The 26,574-nt window shown below is 72.7% G+C and carries 20 protein-coding genes and 2 rRNA genes; 13 read left to right on the top strand and 9 right to left on the bottom strand.

The genetic code is table 11. The annotated features are described in order from the left end of the window. The 3 genes from FZ103_RS16525 to FZ103_RS25895 form a co-directional block, all read left to right on the top strand. A 23S ribosomal RNA gene (locus FZ103_RS16525) occupies positions 1-1,766 on the top strand; the annotation flags it as partial. 126 nt (positions 1,767-1,892) lie between these two features. Next, positions 1,893-2,010, top strand: a 5S ribosomal RNA gene (gene rrf, locus FZ103_RS16520). A 592-nt stretch (positions 2,011-2,602) separates the two neighbouring features. Continuing rightward, positions 2,603-6,445, top strand: coding sequence for a transglycosylase domain-containing protein (locus FZ103_RS25895; RefSeq protein ID WP_275548871.1), 3,843 nt, complete (start codon positions 2,603-2,605; stop codon positions 6,443-6,445). Between the two features lie 60 nt (positions 6,446-6,505). On the opposite strand, the gene FZ103_RS16510 is transcribed toward FZ103_RS25895, so the two are convergent. Further along, a complete protein-coding gene (locus FZ103_RS16510) occupies positions 6,506-7,726 on the bottom strand; it encodes a cytochrome P450 (protein WP_156002356.1) in 1,221 nt (406 codons plus the stop codon). Positions 7,727-7,898: 172 nt separating this feature from the next. Between FZ103_RS16510 and FZ103_RS16505 the strand changes: the two genes are divergently transcribed. Further along, positions 7,899-8,975 carry a TetR/AcrR family transcriptional regulator gene (locus FZ103_RS16505; protein WP_156002355.1) on the top strand — a complete coding sequence of 359 codons (1,077 nt, stop codon included), beginning with the start codon at positions 7,899-7,901 and terminating at the stop codon, positions 8,973-8,975. A gap of 315 nt (positions 8,976-9,290) precedes the next feature. On the opposite strand, the gene FZ103_RS16500 is transcribed toward FZ103_RS16505, so the two are convergent. Continuing rightward, positions 9,291-9,530 carry a hypothetical protein gene (locus tag FZ103_RS16500; protein WP_156002354.1) on the bottom strand — a complete coding sequence of 80 codons (240 nt, stop codon included), beginning with the start codon at positions 9,528-9,530 and terminating at the stop codon, positions 9,291-9,293. Then, complete coding sequence (locus FZ103_RS16495; protein WP_186356400.1) at positions 9,527-9,898, bottom strand: hypothetical protein; 372 nt, start codon at positions 9,896-9,898, stop codon at positions 9,527-9,529. Before FZ103_RS16495 ends, FZ103_RS16500 begins: the two co-directional genes overlap by 4 nt. Before the next feature lie 184 nt (positions 9,899-10,082). On the opposite strand from FZ103_RS16495, the gene FZ103_RS16490 reads away from it, so the two are divergent. Both FZ103_RS16490 and FZ103_RS16485 read left to right on the top strand, forming a co-directional pair. Next, positions 10,083-10,928 carry a helix-turn-helix transcriptional regulator gene (locus tag FZ103_RS16490; protein WP_156002421.1) on the top strand — a complete coding sequence of 282 codons (846 nt, stop codon included), beginning with the start codon at positions 10,083-10,085 and terminating at the stop codon, positions 10,926-10,928. Beyond that, on the top strand, positions 10,928-11,122 hold the full coding sequence (locus tag FZ103_RS16485; RefSeq protein ID WP_156002352.1) for a DUF397 domain-containing protein: 195 nt from the start codon (positions 10,928-10,930) through the stop codon (positions 11,120-11,122). Before FZ103_RS16490 ends, FZ103_RS16485 begins: the two co-directional genes overlap by 1 nt. An 818-nt stretch (positions 11,123-11,940) precedes the next feature. Here the strand turns inward: FZ103_RS16485 and FZ103_RS16480 are convergent. The 4 genes from FZ103_RS16480 to FZ103_RS16465 form a co-directional block, all read right to left on the bottom strand. Next, positions 11,941-13,053, bottom strand: a complete 1,113-nt coding sequence (locus tag FZ103_RS16480; RefSeq protein WP_156002351.1) for a prenyltransferase — start codon at positions 13,051-13,053, stop codon at positions 11,941-11,943. Beyond that, complete coding sequence (locus FZ103_RS16475) at positions 13,050-13,793, bottom strand: class I SAM-dependent methyltransferase (RefSeq protein WP_156002350.1); 744 nt, start codon at positions 13,791-13,793, stop codon at positions 13,050-13,052. Before FZ103_RS16475 ends, FZ103_RS16480 begins: the two co-directional genes overlap by 4 nt. A 25-nt stretch (positions 13,794-13,818) precedes the next feature. Further along, complete coding sequence (locus FZ103_RS16470; RefSeq protein ID WP_156002349.1) at positions 13,819-15,102, bottom strand: glycosyltransferase family 4 protein; 1,284 nt, start codon at positions 15,100-15,102, stop codon at positions 13,819-13,821. Between the two features lie 363 nt (positions 15,103-15,465). Then, positions 15,466-16,482: an MBL fold metallo-hydrolase gene (locus tag FZ103_RS16465; RefSeq protein ID WP_156002348.1), complete on the bottom strand. Its 1,017-nt coding sequence runs from the start codon at positions 16,480-16,482 to the stop codon at positions 15,466-15,468. A gap of 422 nt (positions 16,483-16,904) precedes the next feature. Between FZ103_RS16465 and FZ103_RS16460 the strand changes: the two genes are divergently transcribed. Next, on the top strand, positions 16,905-17,504 hold the full coding sequence (locus FZ103_RS16460; RefSeq protein WP_156002420.1) for a TetR family transcriptional regulator: 600 nt from the start codon (positions 16,905-16,907) through the stop codon (positions 17,502-17,504). 580 nt (positions 17,505-18,084) lie between these two features. Here the strand turns inward: FZ103_RS16460 and FZ103_RS16455 are convergent. Together FZ103_RS16455 and nadA are read right to left on the bottom strand one after the other, a co-directional pair. Continuing rightward, positions 18,085-19,611, bottom strand: a complete 1,527-nt coding sequence (locus FZ103_RS16455) for a hypothetical protein (RefSeq protein WP_156002347.1) — start codon at positions 19,609-19,611, stop codon at positions 18,085-18,087. A gap of 195 nt (positions 19,612-19,806) precedes the next feature. Further along, positions 19,807-20,805: a quinolinate synthase NadA gene (gene nadA / locus FZ103_RS16450; RefSeq protein WP_156002346.1), complete on the bottom strand. Its 999-nt coding sequence runs from the start codon at positions 20,803-20,805 to the stop codon at positions 19,807-19,809. A gap of 312 nt (positions 20,806-21,117) precedes the next feature. Here nadA and FZ103_RS16445 point away from each other — a divergent pair, with 312 nt between their 5' ends. From FZ103_RS16445 to FZ103_RS16420, 6 genes are all read left to right on the top strand, one after another. Next, positions 21,118-21,771, top strand: coding sequence for an NUDIX domain-containing protein (locus FZ103_RS16445; protein WP_156002419.1), 654 nt, complete (start codon positions 21,118-21,120; stop codon positions 21,769-21,771). Positions 21,772-21,861: 90 nt separating this feature from the next. Continuing rightward, on the top strand, positions 21,862-22,515 hold the full coding sequence (locus FZ103_RS16440) for an HAD family hydrolase (RefSeq protein ID WP_343233567.1): 654 nt from the start codon (positions 21,862-21,864) through the stop codon (positions 22,513-22,515). Between the two features lie 113 nt (positions 22,516-22,628). Beyond that, positions 22,629-23,777, top strand: coding sequence for an ABC transporter ATP-binding protein (locus FZ103_RS16435; RefSeq protein WP_156002345.1), 1,149 nt, complete (start codon positions 22,629-22,631; stop codon positions 23,775-23,777). Further along, entirely contained in the window at positions 23,770-24,552 is a 783-nt protein-coding gene (locus tag FZ103_RS16430) for an ABC transporter permease (protein WP_156002344.1), read from the top strand. The genes FZ103_RS16435 and FZ103_RS16430 overlap by 8 nt, the downstream gene beginning before the upstream one ends. Then, on the top strand, positions 24,549-25,232 hold the full coding sequence (locus FZ103_RS16425) for an ABC transporter permease subunit (protein ID WP_186356398.1): 684 nt from the start codon (positions 24,549-24,551) through the stop codon (positions 25,230-25,232). Before FZ103_RS16430 ends, FZ103_RS16425 begins: the two co-directional genes overlap by 4 nt. 67 nt (positions 25,233-25,299) lie before the next feature. Next, a complete protein-coding gene (locus FZ103_RS16420; protein WP_255430047.1) occupies positions 25,300-26,211 on the top strand; it encodes an ABC transporter substrate-binding protein in 912 nt (303 codons plus the stop codon). Positions 26,212-26,574 lie beyond the last annotated feature (363 nt).

Below are 26,574 nucleotides of genomic sequence, written 5' to 3'. Positions count from 1 at the left end.
AGCTGTGGGGCCGGCACGTTGTGTGTCGGTTGGTAGGGGAGCGTCGTGCATCCGGTGAAGCTGCGGGGTGACCTTGTGGTGGAGGGTGTGCGAGTGAGAATGCAGGCATGAGTAGCGATACCGGAGTGGGAAACTCCGGCGCCGATTGACTAAGGGTTCCTGGGGCAGGTTGATCCGCCCAGGGTGAGTCTGGACCTAAGGCGAGGCCGACAGGCGTAGTCGATGGGCAACGGGTTGATATTCCCGTACCCGTGCGCGTGCGCCCATGCTGATAGCCCTGATGCTGACCATGCCGGGTGCTTGTGCCGCTTTCGGGCGGTGCGGGTGGCCTGGTCTGGGACCCGAGGGGTGTGTAGGCAAGTGATGGGGTGACGCAGTGGGGTAGCCCTACCCGGCGGTGGTTGTCCGGGGGTAAGCGTGTAGCCCGGGGTGGTGGTAAATCCCTGCCCTGTTATGTGGGTGAGGCGTGATGCCGAGCCGTTTTCGGCGAAGTGGGTGATCCCGTGCTGTCGAGAAAAGCCTCTAGCGAGTGCGTGTGCGGCCAGTACCCGAAACCGACGCAGGTGGTCAGGTAGAGTATACCGAGGCGTTCGGGTGATCCGTGGTTAAGGAACTCGGCAAATTGTCCCCGTAACTTCGGGAGAAGGGGAGCCCTGTCCGGTGATCAGGTTTTCCCTGTGAGCTGGGTGGGGTCGCAGATACCAGGGGGAAGCGACTGTTTATTAAAAACACAGGTCCGTGCGAAGTCGTAAGACGCTGTATACGGACTGACGCCTGCCCGGTGCTGGAACGTTAAGAGGACCGGTCAGCAGGCTTTTGTGCCTGTGCCGCTGGGAATCTAAGCGCCAGTAAACGGCGGTGGTAACTATAACCATCCTAAGGTAGCGAAATTCCTTGTCGGGTAAGTTCCGACCTGCACGAATGGCGTAACGACTTCCCCGCTGTCTCAACCGCGGGCCCGGTGAAATTGCAGTACGAGTAAAGATGCTCGTTTCGCGCAGCAGGACGGAAAGACCCCGGGACCTTCACTATAGCTTGACATTGGTGTTTGGGATGGTTTGTGTAGGATAGGTGGGAGCCGGTGAAGCTGCCACGCTAGTGGTGGTGGAGGCGTTGGTGAAATACCACTCTGGCTGTTTCGGGCATCTAACCTTGGGCCGTGATCCGGTTCGGGGACAGTGTCTGGTGGGTAGTTTAACTGGGGCGGTTGCCTCCTAAAGGGTAACGGAGGCGCCCAAAGGTTCCCTCGGCCTGGTTGGCAATCAGGTGGTGAGTGTAAGTGCACAAGGGAGCTTGACTGTGAGACGGACGTGTCGAGCAGGTGCGAAAGCAGGGACTAGTGATCCGGCGCCGGCGTGTGGAAGCGGCGTCGCTCAACGGCTAAAAGGTACCCCGGGGATAACAGGCTGATCTTCCCCAAGAGTCCGTATCGACGGGATGGTTTGGCACCTCGATGTCGGCTCGTCGCATCCTGGGGCTGGAGTTGGTCCCAAGGGTTGGGCTGTTCGCCCATTAAAGCGGCACGCGAGCTGGGTTTAGAACGTCGTGAGACAGTTCGGTCCCTATCCGCTGGGGCATGGCTGGTTGGCTACGTTCGGGAGAGATAACCGCTGAAAGCATCTAAGTGGGAAGCTTGCTTCGAGATGAGGTCTCCTGCCCTGTGGTGGGGGTAAGGCTGCCAGGTGATGACTGGGTTGATAGGCCGGGTGTGGAAGCCTTGTGAGGGGTGGAGCTGACCGGTACTAATAGGCCGAGGGCTTGTCCGCCACGGATGCTGGGTGTTCGCGCACATGTGTCGACCGGTTGCCCGGGTTTTTCCTGGGTGGCTGGTTGTGTCCACAGGTTTTTCCGCCTGCGGGGCCTTTCGGGGTGTTGTGGGCGGGGTTGAGTGTTGCGGTGGTGATAGCGGGAGGGTGACACCCGGTCCCATTCCGAACCCGGTCGTTAAGTCTCTTTGCGCCGATGGTACTGCCTCCATGGTGGGGGTGGGAGAGTAGGTTGCCGCCGCAATTTTCTTTGTGGGGGTGGGTCCGTTTCGGCGGGCCCGCCCCCTTTTTTTATGCCTTGATTCGATTTGGCGGCATTCTAAGGATCATGACGTCGATCGATGATCGATGATTCTTGGCCGCGAGATCCGCCCGGCCCGAGGGGCTTAACAGGAGCTGAGTCCGAGCTGAGCACTCCCTGGGCTGGTGGTGCCGGCCGCTCGTCCGCGACGGGAGTTCTGCGGGACCGAAACTAAACTGTTGGCTCGACCGCAGGATTCCCGTGATGGCCCCGGTGATCAGTGCGGGTATCGTGTTGAGCGGGTTCCGGCACGTCCCCCGCTGGGCCGAACCTGCCTACGCTGCAAGATTGTGCTGAACCGATTTGCCCGGTTTCGCGTCCTACATAGGGATGCAACGGGGGCGAGTCGAGAGTGCCAGGGGGCCACCAACTGAGTGATCGCACTGACGGTGACGGCGATGTCACGCCGCGCCATGACGCTGAGACGCCTGATGATGGTCGTGCTGCGGGGGATGCAGTGCGCTGGGGGAGTGGCTCCGGTCGCGGTCCCGGCGAGAAGACCGACGATCGCGTGAACCGACCCGATGGTGCTGCAATGATGAACGAGCGTGACGACGACTCCCGGGAGAATCCGCAGGAGGAGGAGCGGCGGGAGAGCCGGCAGCCTGCCGCCGACAAGTCCGAGAAGCCCGAAGGCGAGGCGGCGCCCTCTGCCGCCCCCGCTGTCGGCGGTGAAGCCGGTCCACCCGATCCCGCTGGTGGGCCCGAGGACAAGGGCGGTGCCGACGACGGCGAGGACGGAGAAGCCGCGTCTCCCTCCGCCGCCGGTGCCAGCGCCTTCAAGGACAGCGGCAGCTTCTTCCGGGACCAGGTCGCGCGCACACTCGCGGAGCAGGGGTTCAACCTGAGGGAGGACGGCACCTGGGGTCCGTCCGACTCCCCCAAGACAGTCCCGGACGCGCAGGCCGGAACCGGGTCCGGCGCCTCTGACAAGCCCCCCGCTGCCGCGAGGCCCGCCGACGAGGACCGGCCCGCCGATGCGGAGGCCGCCGGCGCCGCCACACCTGCCGCCGGTGCGGGTGAAGGCCCGGCCGCGGCGTCCGAGCAGACCGAGGAGCCCGCGAAGGCCGACGACTCCCGCCCCGGCGGTCCGGCCGCCGCCGACCGCAGGGCTTCCGCATCCGCGGAATCGTCGGGCGACCCGACTGCGCCGTCACCGGCCGCCTCCCCCGCGGGCGAGGAGTCCGCTCCGACGGAAACTCCGCAGGCCGGATCCGCTAGGACCGACGCCGGCGACGCTCCCCCGACCGAAGTCGAGACCGGGGCCCGCCCGCGCACGGACGCCGGGGCCGCGTCCGCAGCCGCCGTCGGCGCCTTCGACGGTACTGCGAAGCAGGACGAGCCCGCCGATCCCGCCGATGAGGACGGCGCGGCATCCGCGGAGACCCTCGCCGACGAGCCGCGGTCCTGGTTCACGCCCCGCGTCTCCTCACGACCCGAGTCCGCGGACAAGGCGGATGCCGCCGACCAGCCGTCGCCCGAGTCCGCAGCGGATCCCGACCAGACGATCCCCTCTCCGCCCTCGGCGCGGAGTGCGGGCGCCGACAGCGCCCCTGCCTCCGACACGCAGGCCACCCCTGCCGAGCATTCCGCCGTCCCCGGCCCCGCGCCCTCCGACGACGCTCCGCGCAGCCAGACTCCGGACCAACCGTCCCCCACGGCCGGCTCCCCCGCTGCCGCTGCCCCCACTCCGCCTGCCGCACCCGCTTCGCCCGCGCTCGCGGAGTCCGCGGCCCCCGTCGACGGTCAGGCGCGCGAGTCCGGCGAGGACGCTTCCGTGCGCGGCGACGAGCCCGGGAGCTCCGAGCGGACGTCCCCGTACCGTACTCCGGACGCCCCCGCCGGCGCCGACCGGGCCGCGGCGACCGGCACGCCGGGCCGCTCCGCCGCCGGCGCCGGGGCGGCCGCGGCGGCGTCCGCCGAGCCGCCCGAGAGCCCGGAGCCGAAAACGCCGTCGGCTCCCGCGGAGACGGGCAGCGGTGCCGAAACGCGCCGCCGCCCCGGCTGGCACCCGCCCGAAACACGCGCGTCCGGTGCCTCCGGTGCGTCCGGCGCGGTCGCCGCATCCTCGGCGGCCGCCGCAGGCGGGGCAGCGGCCGGCACCCCGCCGCCTGCCGCCGGACCGCCGTCCGCCCACGGCTCGGGTGCGTCCGGCGCCTCGGGCCCGGCCGGTCCCCCCGGCTCCTCCGGCCCCGCGGGGCCCACGCGTCCGCCCGGGCGCGGCGGCGGCCCCACTCCGCCCGGCGGCGGCAAGCCCAAGCCCAACAAGCCGCTGTGGTGGCGCGCCACCCGCGCGTCCCTCATCGCGCTGGCCGCCTGCGCGGTCCTCATGCTCGGCGGCTTCGGCATCGCCTACGCGGTGATCGAGGTTCCCGACGTCGCCAAGGAGGAGGCCACCAACCAGGGCTCCACCTTCTACTACGCCGACGGCAAGACGCAGTTCGCCGAGCGCGGCGTGGACCGCGAGCCCGTCGACTACGAGCAGATCCCCGAGCAGGTCCAGGAGGCGGTCATCTCCGCCGAGGACCGGGGCTACTGGGACTCGCCCGGCGTGTCGATCACCGGCACGTTCCGCGCCGTCTGGTTCACGGTGACCGGGCAGCAGGTGCAGGGCGGTTCCACCATCACCCAGCAGTTCGTCCGCAACTACTTCGAGGGCGTCAGCCGGGAGCAGACCGTCACCCGCAAGCTCAAGGAGATCATCATCGCCCTCAAGGTCGATCAGTCTCCGGACATGGACAAGCAGTGGGTGATGGAGCAGTACCTGAACACCATCTACTTCGGGCGCAACGCCTACGGCATCCAGTCGGCCGCGCAGGCCTACTACCACAAGGACGTCGGCGAGCTCACCGCGGCGGAGTCGGCGTTCCTCGCGGCGGCGATCCAGCAGCCGAGCATCTACGGCCAGGCCGACAGCCACACGACGCCGGAGATGGAGGGCCGCTGGCAGTACGTGGTCGACGGGATGGTCGAGACGGGGGCCATCACCCAGGCCGAGGCCGACAAGATGGAGTTCCCCGAGCCGAAGAAGCACCGGCCCGCCAACAGCGTCGACCTCAGCGGCTACAAGGGCTACATGCTCCAGCAGGCCATGAAGGAGCTGAAGGACCTCGGCTACAGCGAAGACAACATCAACCGCGGCGGCTACAAGGTCGTGACGACCTTCGACCAGCAGACCATGGAGATGGCTAAGCGCGCGGTCGAGGACACGGTCGACGTCGGATCGCTCCCGGAGGGCGTCCAGGCCGGCCTGACCGCCGTCGACCCCAACACCGGCGAGGTCGTGGGCTTCTACGGCGGTGAGAACTACCTGGAGAACCAGTACGACAGCGCGTTCAACGGCTCGGCCCAGGCCGGTTCGGCGTTCAAGCCCTACGTGCTGGCGACCGCGCTGGAGCAGGGCTACAGCCTGCACAGCACGGTCAACGGCAACTCCCCGATCCAAGTGAACGGGGCCACGATCAACAACTACGACCACACCAGCCACGGCCCCACCACGCTGGTCGAGGCGACCCGGATGTCGCTGAACACCGGATATGTACAGCTCGCGCAGGAGGTCGGGCCCGAGAACGTCCGCAAGACGGCATACGAGGCGGGCATCCCCAAGCGCATGATCAAGGACAACCAGGTGGTGCCGGCCATCGCGCTGGGTGTGACGAACGTGCGCCCGGTCGACCAGGCCACCGGGTTCGCGACCTTCGCCAACGGCGGCAAACACGTCGAGACCCACGTCATCCGCGAGATCGTCAACAAGGAGGGCGAGAACGAGCGGCCCGAGCCCAAGACCACCCAGGCGCTGAGCTCGGAGACGGCCGCCAACGTCAGCTACGCCCTCCAGCAGGTCGTCCAGGGCGGCACCGGAACCTCCGCGGCGCTGCCCGACGGCCGCCCGGTGGCGGGCAAGACCGGGACGACCGACGGCAGCGTCGCCGCCTGGTTCGCCGGGTACACGCCGCAGCTCGCCACGGCGGTCGGGGTCTACAACGGCAACAACCAGCCGTTCTCCGTGCCGGGGTGGGGGCAGCTCTCCGGCGGTACGCTGCCGGCGGCCATCTGGGACAACTTCATGACCCAGGCCATGCAGGGCAAGGAGGTCAAGCAGTTCCCCGAGCCCAGCTTCGGCGGAGAGGTGCACGACCTCGCGCCGGATCCGCCGCCGGCACCGGAGCAGACCGAGCCGGTCCAGCCGTCCACCCCGCCGGTCCGGCCGGAGGAACCGACCACGCCTGCGCCTCCGCCTCCGCCGGAGACCTCGGCGCCGACCGATCCGCCGGTGCCGCCGCCGGGGCCGGAGGAGACCGCCTCGTCCGAGCCCGGGCCGATCTTCCCGGAGGATCCGGAAGGCGGGCAGGAGGAGCAGGCGCAGGCCGGGATGTAGCCGCGCGCGGTCGGTGCGGTCACGGCGCCGCGCCGGCCGCCGCGACCGGACCGCCCGGCCTCACAGCACCACCGGCAGCGAGCGCAGCCGCCAGGTGCCGGGGTCGGGCGCGCGGTCCAGCGCCTCTGGGGCGACCGCGAGCGCGAGATCGGGGTGGCGCCGCAGCAGCGCCTCAAGGGCGGCCTGCGTCTGGACGCGGGCGAGGGAGGCCCCGAGGCAGAAGTGCGGGCCGTGGCCGAAGCCGAGCTGCCCGGCCGCGTCCGCGGTGACGTCCAGGATGTCCGGGGCCGCGAAGGCCCGGGGGTCTCGGTTGGCCGCGGCGATCGCGGCGGTGACCGGCTCGCCCGTGCCGATGGCCGTCCCTGCGATCTCCGCGTCCTCGCGGGCGAACCGGGGCATCGACAGGAGTTGGTGTCCGCACCAGCGCATCAGCTCCTCGACCGCGCCGGGCATCAGCGCGGGGTCGCGGCGCAGCGCCGCGAGCTGGTCGGGTCGGGCCAGCAGTTCGGCGACCGCGTTGGCGATGAGGTTGGCGGGCGTCTGCCCGGCCAGCACGATGTTCCAGACCAGGGAGACCAGCTCGGTGTCGCTGAGGCGGTCACCGTCGTCGCCGTCCTCGGCCTGGGCGCGGAGGAGGTCGGAGACCAGGTCGTCTCCGGGGTCGGCGCGGCGGGCGGCGACGGCCGCCTTGGCGGTGTCGATGATCGCGGGTACGGCCTCGGCGAACCCCGCGCCCGCCCCGGTCGCGATCAGGCCCCCGTATTCGCGCCACCGAGGGCGGTCCGCAGCGGGGATGTCGAGGAGTTCGCAGATCACCTCGATCGGGAGCGGGCGCGCGAAGTGCGCGGCGAGATCGACCGTGCCGCCTTCGGCGTGCTCGGGCAGCCGCTCCAGCAGGCCGGTGACGACGCTTTCGATGCGGGGCCGGAACGCGGCGGCCCGCCGGGGAGTGAACGCGGGAGCGACCAGGCGGCGCAGCCGCAGGTGCTCGGTGCCCTCCATCTCGCCCATGTTCCGCAGGTAGGGGCGGTACTCCTCCGATACGTCGGGGCGCATGGCGAAGGTGTCGGCGGTCAGGGCGAAGCGCGGGTCGGTGAGCATCGCGCGGGCGTCGCCGTGGCGCAGCACCGCCCACATCGGCGCCATGCCGGGGACCGCGAGCCGCGCCAGCGGCCCGTGCTCGCGCGCCAGGCCGTAGGCGGCGAAGGGGGCGCCGATCACATCCGTGCAGGACAGGTCGATCTCGCTGACGCCGTTCGCGTTCAGAGTGACACCGTTCATCGGTTCTCCAGGTGAGGCGGGGAGGGCGGAAGGGGGCGGGCGCGGCCGGCGGGGTGCGGGCAGTCGCGCCCCGAAACTCGGATGCTGAAAACAGATGATCGCATCATCTGAATGGCGACAGTATCTTAGTCGCCCCGCGCGGAGAAGGCCGCGGGCCGAAGGGGGAGGACGATTGGCTCGGCTCACCAGAGCGGAGGCGCAGGAGCGCAACCGGGCCAGGGTGCTGGCCGCCGCGCGGGAGGAGTTCGCCGAGCGGGGGTTCCGCGACGCCAAGATCGACGGCATCGCCGAGCGCGCCGAGCTGACCCGCGGTGCGGTCTACTCCAACTTCCCCGGCAAGCGCGCGCTGTACTTCGCCGTGCTGGCGCAGCTCGCGCGCGAGGCGTCCGGCCCCGAGCCCGCGGAGCCCGCGCTCACCGTCCGCGAGGCCCTGGCCGCGTTCGCCCGCGCCTGGGTGGCGCGGCTGCCGCTGGCGACCGAGGCCGGCACCCCTGCGGCGCGGATCGGCGCGGAGGCGATGCCGGAGATCCTCGCCGAGGAGCGGACGCGCCTGCCCTATGCACAGCTCGTGCGCCTGCAGGCGATCCTGCTCGGCATGGGCCTGGAGCAGCTGAGCCCGGCCGCTGCGGGGGATGAGCGGCGGGTGCGGTTGGCCGAGACGGCCCTGACGACGCTGCACGGCGCCAGCCGGATGGCCGCGGCGGCGCCGGGGTTCCTGGAGCCGTTCAACGTGGTGAGCGCCTGCGAGCGGCTCGCCGGGCTGGACCTGGACGACCGGTGGAGCGCCCCGCAGATCGCGCCGCAGGCCCGGCCCGCCGACGAGGCGTGGCGACCGCCGCGCGCGGTGGACGAGCTGCGCGGCATCCCGGCGCCGCTCGCCGCCGACGGCGTCGTCTCCGTCCTCGGGCTGCACCGGCTCGCCCGCATCGAAGACGCGCTGCGCGCGGCTCCCGCCGGCGCCGAGGTCACCGCCGTCGTCGTCTCCGGCGCCCCCGCCGAGCTGGGACCGCTGGCCCGGATGGCCGTCGCCGAGATCACCGGGCTGCTGCGCAGCTCCGTGCCTGCGGCGGCGTGGCCGCGCCTCCGCCTGGTCTGCGACGAGGCGGGAGCCGTGGCCGCCGCCGCGGGCGTCTCGGGCATCAGCGACGCCACCGAGGTCTCGGTCCGCATCGAGGCCGGGCGGATCAACGCACGGGCAGAGGGCCTGGGAGCCGGCCACGCGGCTGCCGCCGTTGCGGCCGGGGGATGACCGCCGGGATCGATCGCGGCGGGCCGGGGTGGCCCGGCTGGCTCGGCGGCAGCCGTCGGCGCGGGCGGGCTTGGGGCGGAGCGGGCGCGAGCAGGTCGGGCGGGGCGGGCGCGCGGGCGGCGAGGGCCTCGGCGAGAGCCGCCGGGGTGGCCGCCTCGATCAGGCGCGGGAGGCCGGGCAGCATCGCCCACCAGGTGCCGGTGTGGGTGCCGTACCAGCAGGTCGCGGCTGGGAAACCGGCTTTGAGACGGCGCAGGTGCGCGCGGGCCGCGGGCGGCAGCGCGGAGAGTGCGGGCAGTGCGGTCGTGCGTGCGGTCATGTCTGAAACCCGATCGTGAAGTACTCGCGGTAGGGCAGCGGCGCGGGCGGAGCGGGGCGGCGGCGGTTGCGTGGTGCGGCGGGGGCGGTTTCGATGCGCGTGCGGTGGCCGCAGCGGTCGCAGACCTGGGTCCAGGCGGTCGGCGTGACGTCGGCGAACGTGTAGGGGTAGTGGTCGCCGGGATGGTCGGTGGCCTCGGGGAAGCCGGGGTCCTCGGGAGACCCCTCGGTGGTCACCGCGGGGCCTCTGCTGGCGGGTGCGCGGCGAACACGTAGGGGCGGACGGCGCCGCTGCGGCGGCGGGGGTAGGCGTCCAGCGCGGCGGCGAAGGCGCCGAGGTCGGTCGAGGCGATCTGGACCCCGCTGGGCCGGTCGGCGGCCACGTACAGCGGGCCGGGAAGGCGCCGGATCTCGGGCCAGGCGTGCGCGTGGGCTTCGGCGACCTCGCAGAAGGCGGCATGGTCGGCGGGCGCGGGGGCGCGCGCAGGCACGGGCTGCGGCGCGTAGGCCCGCACCCGCGCGGCACGCGTGCGACCGGGAGCGAGGAACACTCGGGGGAGCAGGAGAGCGACACTCAGTAGCAGGTACGGCAAGGGAACCCCCATGGGGTAGGGCTGGGCAGGGCGGCCCGGCCGTCGAATCGCTATAGGATCAGCATGGAGTGTAGCCGCTACGTTTTCAACTTAGAGTCTGTATCGGTAAGGAAGTAGTGTCGGATAAGTAGAGGGTGAAATGTCAGCTAAGGGGTCGCATGGGTAAGCTGATCCAGCTCACGGGGAGGGACCGATGATGCCCGACAGTCCAACGATCAAGAGGCGGCAGCTCTCGAACGAGCTGCGGCGCCTGCGCCTGGCTGCCGGCATGACGGTGGAGCAAGCCGCCGATGCGTTGGAATGGTCTCGGGCGCGACTTGGACATATCGAAACCGGGCGACGCAAGAAGCCCCTCGTGACCGACGTGAAGGCGTTGCTGGACCTCTACGGGCTCGAAAGCCTGCGCGAGCGCGAAGCGGTTCTCGACCTCGCCCGACAAGCTCGGGAGAGCGGATGGTGGACTCGATACGACGACGTTTTCACCGGCCGATTTCCAGGCTTTGAGGCTGCTGCTCGCAAGATCGGGACATACGAGGTCGCCCTTATCCCCGGCCTGCTCCAGACGCCCTCCTACATGCGGGCGACGACTGAAGCGACGCTGATCTACGATGCAGAGGATGTCCAGCGCGTCATAGACGGGCGCTTGAAGCGGCAGGAGATCCTGACTGGGAAGGATGCGCCGGATTACTGGGCTGTAATCGACGAGCACGCCATTCGTCGGCTGGGTGAGGGCGAGATGCTGCGCGAGCAGGTGCAGCACCTCGTGGACATCGCCGAGGACCCGGGCAACTCCGTCACGATCCAGGTGTTGCCGCTGGATGCCGGGTTGCACGCCGGACTCGGCGGCCCGTTCGTCATCCTCGATTTCGACGATGCGAATTCACCGATCGTGTATCTGGAAACAGACACAGACGGGATCTACCTGGAGCAGCCCGGAGAGATCGAGCGCTATCGCAAGCTTTTCCTGCATGTCCAGGTGGCGGCGATGAAACCGCCACGATCGCTCGCGTACTTGAAGAACCTCCTGTCTAGAGAGTCATAATGGCCTCCACCGACCCCGAACCCCTCATCTTTCGCAAGTCCGCCTACAGCAAGACCAACAACTGCGTCGAAGTCGCCGACACCCCTCTCGGCGCCGCGGTCCGCGACACCCGGCACCGCCACCTCGGCCACCTCGAGTTCCCCGCCGCCGAGTGGTGTGCGTTCCTTCGCGGCCTGTCCGCGGGTGAGCTGTAGATCGTTCGCTTCCTCGCAGTGAGGAGCCTCCGGGAACCCCGTGGAGAGGGCCACCACCGAGGTTGCGGCAATGGGTGTGGATCGCGAAGCGTGATCACAGCTTGCCGCCGAGCGCACGCGGTACCTGCCAGGTGGAGCCGCACCACCCGTGGCGGGCCTCCGGTGCGAAGGGCGCCCCGTGCGCTCGGCGGCAAGCTGGCGCGCGGCGCTTCGCGCTTTTCAGCCCCATTGCCGCAGCTTTTGTGGTGTCCGACTCCGGGTGGTTCGCGGGGGGTTCCTGGCGGGGCGCCTGTTCTGCGGGCGGCCGTGCGGCCGTTGAGGTGACCAGCGCCGCGCAGCGGCAGGCGTCGGGCTCCGGGGCCTCCTCCGGTGTCGCGTGCGCTCGGCGGCAAGCTGGCTCTGAATAAGTACGTGGCGCGAAGCGCCTCCGTTGGGGCGGAGGCGGGCGGCGGGCGGGCGCTTCGCGCGTTTCAGCCCCATTGCCGCAGCTTTTGTGGTGTCCGACTCCGGGTGGTTCGCGGGGGGTTCCTGGCGGGGCGCCTGTTCTGCGGGCGGCCGTGCGGCCGTTGAGGTGACCAGCGCCGCGCAGCGGCAGGCGTCGGGCTCCGGGGCCTCCTCCGGTGTCGCGTGCGCTCGGCGGCAAGCTGGCTCTGAATAAGTACGTGGCGCGAAGCGCCTCCGTTGGGGCGGAGGCGGGCGACGGGCGGGCGCTTCGCGCGTTTCAGCCCCATTGCCGCAGCTTTTGCGGTGTCCGACTCCGGGTGGTTCCCGGAGGGTTCCTGACGGGGCGCCTGTCCTGCTGGCGGACGCGCAGCCCCTCAGGACACCAGTGCCGCACACCCGCAGACGTCGGGCTCAGGAGCCTCGGCGGCCTCCACGCGGCCGGTGAAGACCTCCGCACCGGGAGTGGTCCCGGTGACGGCGTCGGCGGCCAGGATGACCGCGGCCGCGGTCCACGTGCTGCGCTCCACCGGCCAGCGCACGTCCTGGGCGAACTGGTAGCCGGTCCAGTAGGCGCCGTCGTCGGGGTCGCGCAGGTGCTGGATGTCGGCGACGAGCTGCCCGGCGCGGCCGGTCTCGCCGAGGGCCGCCAGGGCCAGGGCCAGCTCGCAGGTCTCCGCGCCGGTCACCCAGGGCTGGTCGCTGACGCAGCGGATGCCCAGCCCCGGCACCACGAAGGCGTCCCACTCCGCCTCCAGCCGCCGGTGCGCCGCCTCGCCGCGGACCGCGCCGCTGATGATCGGGTAGTACCAGTCCATCGAGTAGCGGCTGCGGTCGGCGAAGACCGACTCGTGCTCGGCCAGCAGGTGCGCCAGCCGCGCCGCCGCCAGCTCCCAGTCGGGCTGCGGGCTGCCCAGCCGCTCGCCCAGCGCCGCACCGCAGCGCAGGGCGTGGTGGACGCTGGCGCAGGCGGTCAGCAGCGCGTGGTCGCCGGGGTTGCCCTCGGCGTCGCGCGCCCAGCGGATCTCGCCGCGGTCGGTGCGCAGCCCCAGCGCGAACTCGATCCCGGCGCGCACGGTCGGCCACAGCTTCGCGGCCGCCTCCTCGTCGCCGGTGATCAGTAGCTGGTGCCAGACGCCCACGGCCGGATAGGCGGCGTGGTTGGCCTCGCGCAGCGGGCTGGCCGGTTCGTTCTGGCGGATCTTGGCCGGCCAGGAGCCGTCGGGCAGCTGGACGGCGGCCAGCCACGCATACGCCCGCTGCGCCGCGCCGGTGTGCCCGGCGACGGCCAGCGCCATGGCGCATTCGACGTGGTCCCACACGTCGGTGTGGCCGCCGGGGAACCACGGGATCGCGCCGTCGCGGGTCTGGGCGCCCAGCAGGTAACCCGCGCTGAGGGCGACGTCGGCGGCGCCGAGGACGCCGGGCAGTTCGGGGACGCGGGGGGAGTCGGGGGCGGATTCGTGGCGGTCTGGGGTGCCGCGGCTCATCCGGTGCTCTCCGCGCGGCCGCCGAGCGGCTTGCGCAGGTAGACGACGACGCTCTTGCCGATCAGGGGGTTGAGCAGCCGCTCGGCCGTGCGGGTGGACTTGGGCGCCTTCATCAGGTCCCACACCAGCAGCCGGTGGTAGGCCGCGGCCAGCGGGTGGTCGTCGTTGGAGGTGCCCACGGCGCACTTGATCCACCAGTAGGGGGAGTGCAGGGCGTGGGCGTGGTGGTGCGGCCCGATCAGGAACCCGGCGGCCTTGAGCTTGGCCTCCAGCTCGGCGCGGGTGTAGATGCGGATGTGGCCGCCCTCGTTGGTGTGGTACTCCTCCGACAGCGCCCAGCACAGGCGCTCGGGCAGCCAGCTGGGCACCGTGACGGCGGCGATTCCGCCGGGGCGCAGCACGCGGTGCAGCTCGGCCATGGCGGCGGTGTCGTGGGGGATGTGCTCGAAGATCTCCGAGGCGATGACGCGGTCGAAGGAGCCGTCGTCGAAGGGCATGTCGAGGGCGTCGCCCTTGACCGTCTCGGCGGTGGCCCCGGTCTCGGCGGGGGCCTCGCCGGCGGCGCGCATCGCGGCGAACATGTCGGAGACCTCGGCGAGGTCGTTCTCGTTCTGGTCGAAGGCGACCACGTCGGCGCCGCGGCGGTAGACCTCGAAGGCGTGCCGGCCGCCGCCGCAGCCGAGGTCGAGGACGCGGTCGCCGGGTCCCACGGGGAACAGGGAGAAGTCGACGGTGATCAGTGCTGGCTCCTTCGGGTCGTGCTGGTCACGTGCGCGCCGCGGGCTCGCCGGCGCGGCCGCGGGCGGCGTCGATCGCGGCGGTGTAGCGCCGGGCGGTCGCCTCTGCGACGGCCCGCCAGGTGAACCTCTCTTGGACGCGGTTCCAGGCGGCCTCGCCCATGCGTGCGCGGCGGTCCGGGGCGTCGAGCAGGTCGCCGACGGCGGCCGCCAGTTCCTCGGGGTCGCCGGGTTCGGTGAGGCGCGCGGCCTCGCCGTCGGGGCCGACGACCTCGGGGATGGCGCCGGCGCGGCTGGCGACCAGGGGGGTGCCGCAGGCCATGGCCTCCACGGCCGGCAGGGAGAAGCCCTCGTAGAAGGACGGTACGACGGCGACCTCGGCGCGGGCCAGCAGTTCGCCCAGTTCGGCGTCGTCGATGCCGCTGACGAACGTGACGCGGTCGCGCAGGCTCAGCTCGTCGACGAGCCGATCGGTGGGGCCGCCGGGGGTGGGTCTGCTGACGACGGTCAGCGAGACGTCGCGCTCGGTGGCGAGTTTGGCGGTGGCGCGCAGCAGTGTCGCGACGCCCTTGAGCGGGCTGTCGGCGCTGGCCACGCACGCGAGCCGGCCGGGGATGCGCTCGGTGGCGGGCCGGGGGTGGAAGTAGCGGGTGTCCACGCCGAGCGGGACGACGTCCACGGCCGAGCGGCGCACGCCGAACTCGCGGACGATGTCGTCGGCCGAGGAGCGGGAGGGCACGAGCACGGGGGCCATGCGGCGGGCGACCCGGCCCTGCATGCGCACGAAGCTGTACCAGCGCCGCTTGCTGATGCGCTGCCAGCCGGTGGCCTGCTCCACCTCGATGCGGCGGTCGACGGTGATGGGGTGGTGGATGGTGGTGACCATCGGCAGGCCGGCGGACCGGATGCCGAGCTGGCCGTAGCCCAGCGTCTGGTTGTCGTGGACGACGTCGAACTCGCCGCGCCGCCGGCGCAGCTCGCGCAGTGCGCGCAGGGAGAAGGTGAGCGGCTCGGGGAACCCGGCCGTCCACATGGTGGCGACCTCCAGGACGTCGATCCAGTCGCGCCACTGCCGCACCGGCGGCGCGGTGAAGGGGTTGGCGTCGTTGTAGAGGTCCAGGCTGGGGACCTTCTCCAAGGCCACTCCGGAGTCCAGCTCGGGGTAGGGCTGGCCGGAGAAGACGGTGACGTCGTGGCCCAGGGCCGCCAGTTCGCGGGAGAGGTGGCGCACGTAGACGCCTTGGCCGCCGCAGTGCGGCTTGCTGCGGTAGGAGAGCAGGGCGACGCGCAGGGGGCGGTCGGGGTGCGGCATAGGTCTTAACCCATCGACAGCGTGGTGGCGGACGGACGGTGCCCGCGCCGGGCGCGGTGGAGCGGGGGGAGAGCGGGGGCGGGGCGCAGGCCGAGCGGGCCGGGGGTGCTGCGGGCGCGCGGTGACGGTGGTCGCACCGGCAGGGTCACTGCTTCACCTCGTTCGTCGCTCGCGCGTTCCGCCACCGCTGGTCGCTGCGTGGGACCGCCAGAAGGGCGAGTTCGGCCGCGCGCCCGCATGTTACTCACCAGTTTAAGGCCTGGCCCCTCCGCCCAGGATCCTCGGGGCCGCCCGCGGGCCGGGCGCCGGGGCGGCTGTGGGCATCCGCACGCGGGCGGCTCCGGCGCCGGCTGCGCCGGAGCGTCAGGGGCCGGCGGGGTCCGCGGAGCGCCAGCGCAGCGCGCCGTCGGCGCCGTCGGCGCACACCGCGAGCCCGCGCCGCTCCAGGGTGCGCACGTGGGCTGCGGTCTCCGCGGCGGCCATGCGGCGCTGGGCGACCGCCATCGCCTCCCACCCCCGCTTCCAGGGCAGGCGCGCGCTCAGCTCCCACAGCGTCGCGTCCCCGTCGGCGAGGAGGCCGGCGAGTTCGGCGAGCTTGTGCTCGTGATGGGCCGCGATCTCGGCGGCGCGCTCGGCCGCGCCGCTGAAGCGGTGCTCGTGTGCGGGCAGGATGCGGGTCTCATCAGGGGTTTCAGCGATCCGCGACAGCGAAGCCAGGTACTCGCCGAGGGGGTCGTCGCCGTCGTCGAAGGCGTAGAGGCCGATGTGGGGGGTGATGCGCGGCAGCACGTGGTCGCCGGTGAACAGGCGGTCGGCGTCCTCCAGGTGCAGGCAGATGTGGCCGGGGGTGTGGCCGGGCGTCCACACGGCGCGCAGCTTGCGCTGCGGCAGGTCGACCAGCTCGCCGTCGGCCAGGGTGCGGTCGGGTGGTGCGGGCACCGCGAAAGGGGGAGCCGTCCGGGCCAGCTCCTCCAGCTCGGCGGCCGAGGCCCCGGCGCCGGCGGTGCGGCCGATCAGCCGTTCGCGCTGCTCGTCGGCGCCGATACGCGCGAAGTGGCGCACCAGCTCGGCGTCGGCGCCATGCATCGCGATCCAGGCGCCGGAGGCTTCGCGCACGCGCCCGGCGAGCCCGGAGTGGTCGGGGTGGAAGTGGGTGAGGACGACGCCGCGGACGTCGGCCACCGCGGTCCCGGCGGACTCCAGCCCGGCGGTGAGCGCCTGCCAGGAGTCCTCGTGGTGCCACCCGGCGTCCACGAGAACCGGTCCCCGCGGGCTCTCCAGCACGTAGACCAGCGTGTAGCCGAGGGGGTTGCCGGGGATGGGCACGGGCACGCTCCACACGCCCTCGCCCAGATCCTCCACCGGTGGCAGCGGCCGCATGGGATCATCCTCCTGAACCGAATCCGAATCGGATTCTAGTACTGTCGCGGTCGCGCCCACCGAGCGGGGCTCCGGGGGCGGTACCGGCCCGCCGGGGCGCGGGAGGCGCGGGAGGCGCCGCGGTGACTAGAACGCATTCCACTTCGCCCCTCCGGAAACGGGGCGGGAGGTGGTCGCGCAGCGGTGGGACGGATCAACTCCGGGTTAAGACGTCGCGTGGACAGTTGTGGCGGCTCGGACCGGTGGGGGATCCTGGGATAACGTGTTCTTGTGAGGGCGTCGAGCGCTGCCCTCGTGCGGAGCTGCCCGCGGGCCCGCGTCCGGCCTCGCCTCGGTCGCGGATCGCGCCGGGTCGGCGGGTGCGCCCCGCGGACGACGATGATGGGAGAGCCGGCGTGGCGTTCCAGCAGGCGCCGATCGGAATGCGGTCCCGAAGCCAGAACCAGCGCCGCAAGCGCATCGTGCAGACGGCGGCGGCCCTGGCGCTGCGCGGCGGCGTCGAGGCGATGCAGATGCGCACGGTCGCCGAGCGCGCCGGCGTCGCCCTGGGCACGCTCTACCGCTACTTCCCCTCCAAGATGGACCTGGTCGTGGCGGTGGTGGCCGAGGAGCTGGACCTGCTGGAGGCCAGCATCGACCGCCGACCGCCCACGGCCGAGACCGCGGCGGGCCGTGCGGTCGACGTGCTGATGCGGGCCACGCGCGGACTGATGCGCGAGCCGGAGCTGGCCGACGCCCTCGTGCGCTCGCTCATCATGACCGAGGCCAACACCGAGCTGGGCGCCCGCATCACCGACCTGCTCTGGCGCGTGGCCCACCGGAGCCCGGACGCCGAAGGCGAGGGGCCCGAGTCCGGCGTGCCGGAGCCGCCCGACCGCGCAGACCCCGCTTACATCCGCGTGGCGTCGCTGGCCAGCGTGTGGATCTTCGAGCTGTTGGAGGTCCTCAAGGGGGCCCGGGACGTCGACGAGGTCCAGCACCGCCTGGAGATCGCCGCCGAACCGCTGCTGGCCGACCGCTGAGACGGGGTCGTATTGAGGGCGGCGAGGCAATCAGGTCGGCGGTGGTTGGGCTTGCGCGGAACGGACCCTCGACGCGACCGACGCGGGAACACGTTGAATCAAATCGGGTATTCGGTGTTCCGGCCCCCGATGTGTCGGTGGAGGCGGAGCACCGGAACGCCGCCGTCCTCGCCGCCCCGCCGGGTGATCGGCCATCCGCCCACGCCGGCCGATGGTCGCGTAGGCCGTGTTTAAGAACGACGGGGTGCCGCTTGCCGGGAACCCCCCGGGTACCACCCGGGGCGGCCACCACCGAGGCTGCGGCAATGGGCGCGTCTCGCGTAGCGCGGTCGCAGCTTGCCGCCGAGCGCACGCTGAACGTATCAGGTGGAGCCGTGCCACCGGTGGCGGGCCTGCGGTGCGAAGGTGTTCCGTATGCTCGGCGGCAAGCTGGCGCGCGGCGCTTCGCGCGTCGCAGCCCCATTGCCGCAGCCTTTGTGGTGGCTGCCTCGCGGAGGTCTCGGGGGGTTCCTGCTTCCGGCGGGGTGGTGAGACACCCGGCTCCGTCCTCGGAAGCTGGACGCCGCGCCGCAGGCGCCGCTCAGGCGCTCTCTCCTTCACCGGCGGTGAAGAACCCGAACAGGCCGTCGAAGAGGTCGGAGAGGGGTCCGCCGCCGGAGGCGTCGTCCGATCCGGAATCGGAGCCGGCGCCCGAGGCGCCGCCGGATTCGTCGTCCGACTCGCCGGAGGCTTCACCGCCGTCGTCCGAGGCGCCCTCCTGCTGGTCTCCGCTCCCGGGATCCCCGGGCGCCGCGGAGGGCTGCTGCCCGTCGGGCTCGCCGGGGGCGGGCGCCGCGGAGGGGGCGCCGTCGGCCTCCGCGGGGTCCGATCCGCCGCTCTCCGGGGCCGGCGGGGCCTCCACGGTCGCCTCCAGGCGTTCCGGGGGCACCGGCTCGGCGATCTCGGGGAGGTCGCCCCGGCCGGTCACCGGCGAGGGGTTCTGCTGTGCGGGTGAGGGGGCCGCCGTGGGAGCCGCCGGCGGGACCGCGCCGGTCACCGTATCGCCCTGCTGGGCACGCACGGCCGCCACCCCCGCCCACAGGCAGGCGAACACGGCTCCGGCGGCCAGGGTCGCGACGACGGCCGTGGGCAGCCGCCGCCGGCCGGGGCGGCCCGCCTCGGCGGCACCGGACGCGGCGACCGGCTCCGGTGCGGCCCGGACCGGCACGTCGCGCGTGGTGACCCGGTCGGCGGGCAGGGCGGCGGTCTCGTCGTCGCCGCGGCCGGGCTCGGGAGCGGAATCGGGGGCCGGCGCCGAGGGGCGGCCGTGGGCGCCGGGCGCGCGCTTGCGGTGCAGCGGGAAGCCGTCCTCGCCCAGCGGGGCCAGGGCCTCGGCCGCCGCCCGGCGGGCGGGGGCGGCCAGCGGGGAGGCGCAGTCCTCGATCACGCGCTCGCGCAGCGCCGGCGGCGGGCCCGGCGGTTCCAGACCGCCGAGCACGGAGCGCACGCCGCGCTCGCCGGTGCGCCCCGGGGCCAGGGCGTGGCGGGTCAGCAGTTCGGCCGCGCGCAGCACCGCCGCGCGGCACAGTTCGGCCGCGGTCTCGGGAGCGAGGCCCAGGATGCGGGCGATGGAGGCCGTGGGAAGCCCGTGGCGCAGGTACAGCTCCAGCAGTTCGCGGTAGCTGGGCGGCAGGCGCAGCGACAGCTGGACCGGGGCCTGCTCGGAGTCGGCGGTGGCGAGCTGGGCGTAGGGGGAGCGGGGCGCGAACCCGCGGCGCCGGGCGGCGGCGCGGCAGAGCGCGAACAGCCAGGCGGCGAACTCCCGGTCGTCGCCCAGCGCATCGATGCTTTCGGCCGCGGCCGAGAACGCCTCGTGCACCGCCGCCGCGGCGCGATCGGCCTCCGTGCCGCTGCCGCCGGGCCCCAGCAGGGACCAGCAGTAGCGGTAGAGCTGAGATCCGAACCGGTCGTAGCAGCGGCCGTAGCCGGTGCCGCGGCGCAGCGCAGCGGCCAGCTCCGCGCCGGGCGCGGCGCTGTGGCGCCCCGCCGCGGCGCGCGCGGACCGGCCCGGCGGTGCCTGCGGGGCCGGCTCGGCGGCGTTCCCCGAACGCCGGAACTGCGTCGTCACGTTCCCTCCCCAAGCGCGACACGCACCGGCCGTGACGTCCTGCATCGGGCGATAGGCCGGAGTTGTCCGATAACGCTAGTGATTCGGGTGGAACGCTGTCCGATACATAGGACAGTTATAGCGCGAAGGTAAGGATTTTGTTACCCCAGCGCGGTGCCGCGCGGTCCTCTGCCGCCGAACCGGGCCCCGCCCGACTCACTCCCCGCCGCGCGAAGGCGTGCCGATGGCCACCATCCGCTCCACCGACCGGCGCGCCCGGGCCGCGGTCTCGTCGTCGACGCGGATCTCGCCGGTGCCGTCGCGCAGGGTCGCCAGCAGCTTATCGGCCGTGATCATCTTCATGTAGTGGCATTCCGCGCGCGGGTTGACCGGCTCGAAGGCCGTGGCGGGGTTGGCGGCGCGCAGCTGGTGCAGCATGCCGGTCTCGGTGGCGATGAGGACCTTGCTCGCCGAGGACTTCTCCGCCGCGCTGAGCATGCCGCCGGTGGAGAGCACCTTGACGCGGTCCTCGGGCACAGCGCCCGAGCCGACCAGGTACAGCGCCGAGGTGGCGCAGCCGCACTCGGGGTGCACGTACAGCTCGGCGTCGGGCTCGGCGGCCACGCGCTCGCGCAGGGTGTGGCCGTCGATGCCGGCGTGCACGTGGCACTCGCCCATCCACACGTGGATGTTGTCGCGGCCGGTGACCCGCTTGACGTGGGCGCCCAGGAACTGGTCGGGCAGGAACAGGATCTCCCGGTCCTCGGGGATGGAGCGGATGACGTCGGCGGCGTTGGAGGAGGTGCAGCAGACGTCGGTCTCGGCCTTGACCGCCGCGGAGGTGTTGACGTAGGCGACCACGACCGCGCCGGGGTGCTCGGCGCGCCAGGCGCGCACGTCCTCGGCGGTGATCGTGTCGGCCAGCGAGCACCCGGCGGCGAGTTCGGGCAGCAGGACGGTCTTCTGCGGCGCCAGGATCTTGGCGGTCTCGGCCATGAAGTGGACCCCGCAGAAGACGATGGTGCTCGCGTCGACCTCGGCGGCCAGGCGCGAGAGCGCCAGGGAGTCGCCGGTGTGGTCGGCCACGTCCTGGATCTCGGGGCGCTGGTAGTTGTGCGCCAGGATCACCGCGTCGCGGCTCCTGGCCAGCCGGCGGACCTCCTCGGCCCATTCCCGGGCGGTCGTCGGGTCTGCTGCGGCGGGGGCGGTTGCCATGTCCGTGCTCTTCCTTCGCGAGAGAGGTCCGGTGATCCGGTACCCGGTGCCGTCGGCTCTCCTGCCGGTTGCGGCGGTCGGCCCGCATCCGGTTTTTGTCTTACAGGCAAAAACTGATGACACTCTAACATGGGGAGTCATGGCGCGGACAGGGGCAGGCAGCGCGAGCGCGGCGGCAGCGCGCACCGCGGCCGATACGGGCTGCGGCACGGCAGAGGAGGTGCACCGGTGACCGGCGCCGAGACCGGCACGCAGGCGGCCCCCCGGGCCGATCCGGCGGCGCACGACGGCGCGCCCTCCGGGCACGAGGTCCTGGCCGTCGTCTTCCAGATCCGCTGCGACCGCCTGTCCGTGCTGCTGTGGCGGCGGGCGCGGCCGCCTTACGAGGGGCGCTGGGTGCTGCCGGGCGGGCGGCTGGGCCGCGCCGAGGGCCTGGACTCCTCCATCCGCCGCCAGTTGGCCCAGAAGGTCGACGTGCGCGACCTCGCCCACCTGGAGCAGCTGGAGACCCGGGGCGACCCCGGGCGGCACCCGCAGGGCAGGATCCTGGCCACCGCCTACCTCGGCCTCGTGCCCGCCGACATCGATCCGGTGGTGCCCGAGGACACCAGCTGGCACCCTGCCGGCGAGCTGCCCGAGATGGGCTTCGACCACGCCGCGATCGTGCACTCCGGCCGCCGGCGGCTGCGCGCCAAGCTCTCCTACACCAACGTCGGCTTCGCCCTGGCGCCGCCGGAGTTCACCGTCTCCCAGCTGTCGCGCTACTACCGCGCCGCGCTGGGCCACGACGTGGCCGCCACCAACCTGCGCCGCGTCCTGCTGCGGCGCGGCCAGATCGAGGAGACCGGCGGCTTCGTGCCCTCCGGCCGCTCCGGCGGCCGCCCCGCGGCCCTGTTCCGCTTCCGCACCCGCCGCCTGGAGATCACCGACGCCTTCGCCGTCCTGCGCCCGCCCGCGGGCGGCTGAGCCCGGGCCCCGCGCGAGCGGGGCGCCCCCGCGCGCGGACGCGCCCCCGCCCGCGCGTCGGCCCCCCGTGTTAGCGTCCCTTTCGTGAAGATTCGCAGTGTGGTGCTCGACGTCGGCGAGACCCTCATCGACGAGACCCGCATCTTCGAGCGGTGGGCCGACCGCCTGGGGGTGCCGCGGCTGGCCTTCTTCGGGCTCATGGGGGCCGTACTCGCCGAGGGCCGCCCGTTGATCGATGCGTTCCGACTGGTCAAACCCGATTTCGAGCTCAGCGCCGAATCCGCGGCCTGGCTGGCCGAGGAGCCCGAGTCGCTGCGCGAGAACTTCGATGCCGACGACCTCTACGCCGACGTCCGCCCCGCGCTGGCCGAGCTGCGCGCGATGGGCCTGAGCGTGGTCGTCGCCGGCAACCAGCCCTCCGCGGCCGGAGCCTCGCTGGCCGCCATGGAGCTGCCCGCCGACCAGATCCACGTCTCCGAGGACTGGGGCGTGGCCAAACCCGACCCCGCCTTCTTCTCCCGCGTCGTGGCCGCCACCGGCCACACCCCCGAGGAGATCCTCTACGTCGGCGACCGCCTCGACAACGACGTGCGGCCCGCCAAGGCGGCCGGCCTGCGCGCCGCCCTGCTGCGCCGCGGCATGCTCGGCTACCTGCACGCCGGGCGCGCCGAGGCCGCTCAGGCCGACGCCGTCCTCGACGGCCTCGCCGAGCTGCCCGCCTGGATCGCCGACCAGGCCGACTGAACAGCGCGGCCGCGGCGCGGCCGCCCGGAGCCGGCCCGACGGCGGTCCGGCCAGACCAGATCCGACGACGGACCGGCGTGCGGTGCCCCGAGGAGAGACGGCAGGCGAGCACAATGATCACCTTCGAGGGCGTGACCAAGCGCTACCCCGACGGCACCGTCGCCGTCGACGACCTGGACCTGACCGTGCCCAGCGGCCACACCACGGTCCTCGTCGGCTCCTCCGGCAGCGGCAAGACCACCGCTCTGCGGATGATCAACCGCATGGTCGAGCCCACCGCCGGACGGGTGGCCATCGACGGCGACGACGTCCGCGGCCAGGACCCGCCCGTCCTGCGCCGCTCCATCGGCTATGTCATCCAGCAGGCGGGGCTGTTCCCGCACCGCACCGTCGCCGACAACATCGCCACCGTCCCCCGGCTGCTGGGCTGGTCCCGGCGGCGGGCGCGCTCGCGCGCCGGCGAGCTGCTGGAGCTGGTGGGCCTCGAACCCGAGCACGCCGACCGCTACCCCCACCAGCTCTCCGGCGGCCAGCAGCAGCGCGTGGGCGTGGCCCGCGCCCTCGCCGCCGACCCGCCGATCCTGCTGATGGACGAGCCCTTCAGCGCCGTGGACCCCGTGGTACGCGCGGGACTGCAGGACGAGCTGCTGCGGCTCCAGGACGAGCTGCGCAAGACGGTGGTCTTCGTCACCCACGACATCGACGAGGCGGTCAAGATCGGCGACAGCATCGCGGTGCTGCGCCCCGGCGGGCGGCTGGCCCAGGTCGATCGCCCCGAGCGGCTGCTGGCCGACCCCGCCGACGACTTCGTCGAGGCCTTCGTGGGCTACGACCGCGGCGTGCGCCGGCTGTCCTTCTTCCCCGCCCGCGACCTGCCGCTGCGCAGCGACGTCATCGTTACCGCCGGCGACACCGCCGCCGACGCCCGCGATGTGGCCCGGCGCGCCAAAGAGCCCTGGCTGCTGGTCGTCGACTCCCGGCGCCGCCCGCTGGGCTGGGTGGCCGCCGAGGCGCTGGCGGCGGCCGCGGACGAGCGCGACGTCGCCGACCTGGACCTCGTCGGCTACGGCCACGTGTTCACCGTCTCCACCGACTCCCTGCGCGCCGCACTGGACGCCGCCGTGCTCTCTCCGGCCGGGCGCGCGGTCGGGGTGGCCGACGACGGCACCGCGCTGGGCGCCGTCGCCCAGACCGAGCTGGGCGCGGCCATCTGGGCCGTCGGCGGCGACGAGCACACGGGGGCGGTGAGCCGCCATGGCTGATCCCGCGCACGAGGTCTGGGCCGCCGCCGCACCACTGTGGGGGTGGGCCGTGGAGAGCGCGCGCTGGGGGTGGCAGAACCTCGACGACCCGGTCGGGCCGCTGCTGGCCGAGCACGTGCTGCTGTCGTACGCCTCCGTGCTCATCGGGCTGGTGCTCGCGGTTCCGCTGGGCGTGCTCAGCGTGCGCTACCGCGTCGTCTACCCGCCGGTGCTCAGCGGGGTCAACGCGCTCTACGCCATCCCCTCCCTGGCGCTGTTCTTCCTGCTGCTTCCCTACACCGCCTTCAGCCCGTGGACCGCCATCATCCCGCTGGCTCTCTACACCCTGGCCATCCTGGTGCCCAACGTCGTCGACGGCCTCAACCAGGTGCCCGACCACGTGCGCCAGGCCGCCGCGGCCATGGGCTTCTCCCCGCTGCGCCGGCTGCTGCAGGTGGAGCTGCCGGTGGCGGTCCCCGTGATCATCGCGGGGCTGCGCGTCGCCGCGGTGGCCACCATCAGCATGGTCAGCGTCGCCTCCCTGGTGGGGCTGGGCGGACTGGGCGGCGTCATCCTCACCTACGGCTTCGCGCGCAACTTCGCCGCCCCGGTCGTGGTAGGGATCACGCTGTCGGTGGCGCTGGCCTTCGCCACCGACGGCCTGCTGGTGCTGGCCCAGCGCGCGCTGACCCCCTGGGCCCGCGACCGCGGCCCCGCCCGGCGAGGCGGCCGCGGCCTCGCGGTGCGCCGCCGGGCCACCGCCGCCGCGCGCGCCGGAGAGAAGGGAGCGCTGTGAACGTCGCCGCCGACGTGGCGTCCTGGTTCGCCCAGCCGGAGAACTGGCGCGGACCGGGCGGCATCCCCGTCCGCTTCGCCGAGCACGTCTACTACTCGCTGGCGGCGCTCGCGCTCGCCGCCGCGATCGCCGTGCCGGTCGGTCTGCTCACCGGCCACACCGGCCGCGGCGGGTTCCTCGCCATCAGCCTGGCCAACTTCGCCCGCGCCCTGCCCACCATCGGCGTCTTGACCCTGGTGGTGCTGGGCATGGGCCTCGGGCTGGTCCCGGTGCTCGTGGCGCTGGTGGCCTTGGCCGTCCCACCCATCCTCGTCAACACCTACGAAGGGGTGCGCGGCGTCGACCCGCAGGTCACCGACGCCGCCCGCGGCATGGGCATGCGCGGCCGCGAGGTGCTGGCCCGCCTGGAGGTCCCGCTGGCCATGCCGCTGATCCTGCTCGGGCTGCGCACCGCGGCCGTACAGGTGGTCTCCACCGCCACCATCGCCGCCTACGTCGGCATCGGCGGCCTGGGGCGGTTCATCGTCGACGGCCAGTCGCAGCAGATCATCGAGCAGATCCTGGGCGGCGCGCTGCTCGTCGTGCTGCTCGCGCTGGCGGTCACCGCCCTGTTCGCCCTCCTGCGCCGCCTGGTCGTCGCCCCCGGGCTGCGCTCGCGGCCCGCGTCCCCCTCGTCCTGACCGCGCCGGGCCCGGCGCGGTCCTCGTGCAACGCCCCGCCAGATCCCCGAACACGAAAAGGTGAACCATGCGCACTCGGATGCGACCGGCGATCGCCGCGGCACCGCTGCTGCTCCTGCTCGCCGCCTGCGGCGGCGGCCAGGACCCCTACTCCGACGACGGCGGCGGAGGCGGCGGGGGCGGCGACGCCCTCGTCGTGGGCTCGGCGAACTTCCCGGAGAGCACGCTGCTCGCCCAGATCTACGCCCAGGCGCTGGAGGCCGAGGGCATCGCCGTGGAGACCCAGCTCGACATCGGCAGCCGCGAGGTCTACTACGACCAGATCGCCGAGGGGAACCTGTCGGTGTTCCCCGAGTACAACGGCGGGATCCTCTACCACCTCGACCCCGACGCCGAGTCGGGCACCACCGAGGAGACCAACAAGGCGGTGCGCGCGGCGCTGCCCGAGAACCTGGCGATCCTGGAGTCGGCGCCGGCCCAGAACAAGGACTCGATCACCGTCACCAGCGAGACCGCCGAGCAGGAGAACCTCTCCACCATCGGCGACCTTGAGGCCGTGGCCGGCGACATGGCCCTGGGCGCCCCGGCCGAGTTCAAGACACGACCCCAGGGCGTGCCCGGGCTCAAGGACGTCTACGGCGTCGAGTTCGGCAGCTTCCGGCCGCTGGAGGGCAACCTGCTGGTCGAGGGCCTGCGCGGCGGCGACGTCCAGGCCGCCAACCTGTTCACCACCAACCCTGCGTTCACCACCGGCGACTTCGTGGCCCTGGAGGATCCCGAGAACCTCTTCGGTTCGCAGAACGTCACCCCGCTGATCAACAAGGACGACGTCGGCCGGCAGGCCCGCGACGTGCTCAACGCGGTCTCGGCCGAACTGACCACCGAGGAGCTCATCGAGCTGGACGCCCGCGTGCAGATCGACCACGAGGAGGCCGACAAGGTCGCGGCCGACTGGCTGGCCGAGACGGGGTTGGCCTGAGGCACGCCCGGCGGCGCGGCAGCCGCTCCCGCGTGAGGCGAGCGGGTGCCGCGCCGCCGGGGGACTCCGGGGACCATCCGGAGCCGGTAACCGCTGAGGCTGCGGCAATGGGTGCGTTTCGCGTAGCGCGATCACAGCTTGCCGCCGAGCGCACGCTGTGCCCGTCAGATGGAAACGCACCACCGGTCGCGGGCCTCCGGCGAGAAGGGTGCGCCGTGCGCTCGGCGGCAAGCTGGCGCACGGCGCTTCGCGCATCACAGCCCCATTGCCGCAGCCAACCCCCTGGACAGCGGTGGGTGTGGAAGGGGCGGGGCCCACCCCCTGGACAGCGGTGGGTGTGGAAGGGGCGGGGCCCACCCCCTG

The organism is Streptomonospora sp. PA3, from assembly GCF_009728995.1.
In the GTDB taxonomy this organism is placed as follows: domain Bacteria; phylum Actinomycetota; class Actinomycetes; order Streptosporangiales; family Streptosporangiaceae; genus Streptomonospora.
Note: the sequence above shows the minus strand (reverse complement) of the source record. Positions and strands in the feature narration are given on the sequence as shown.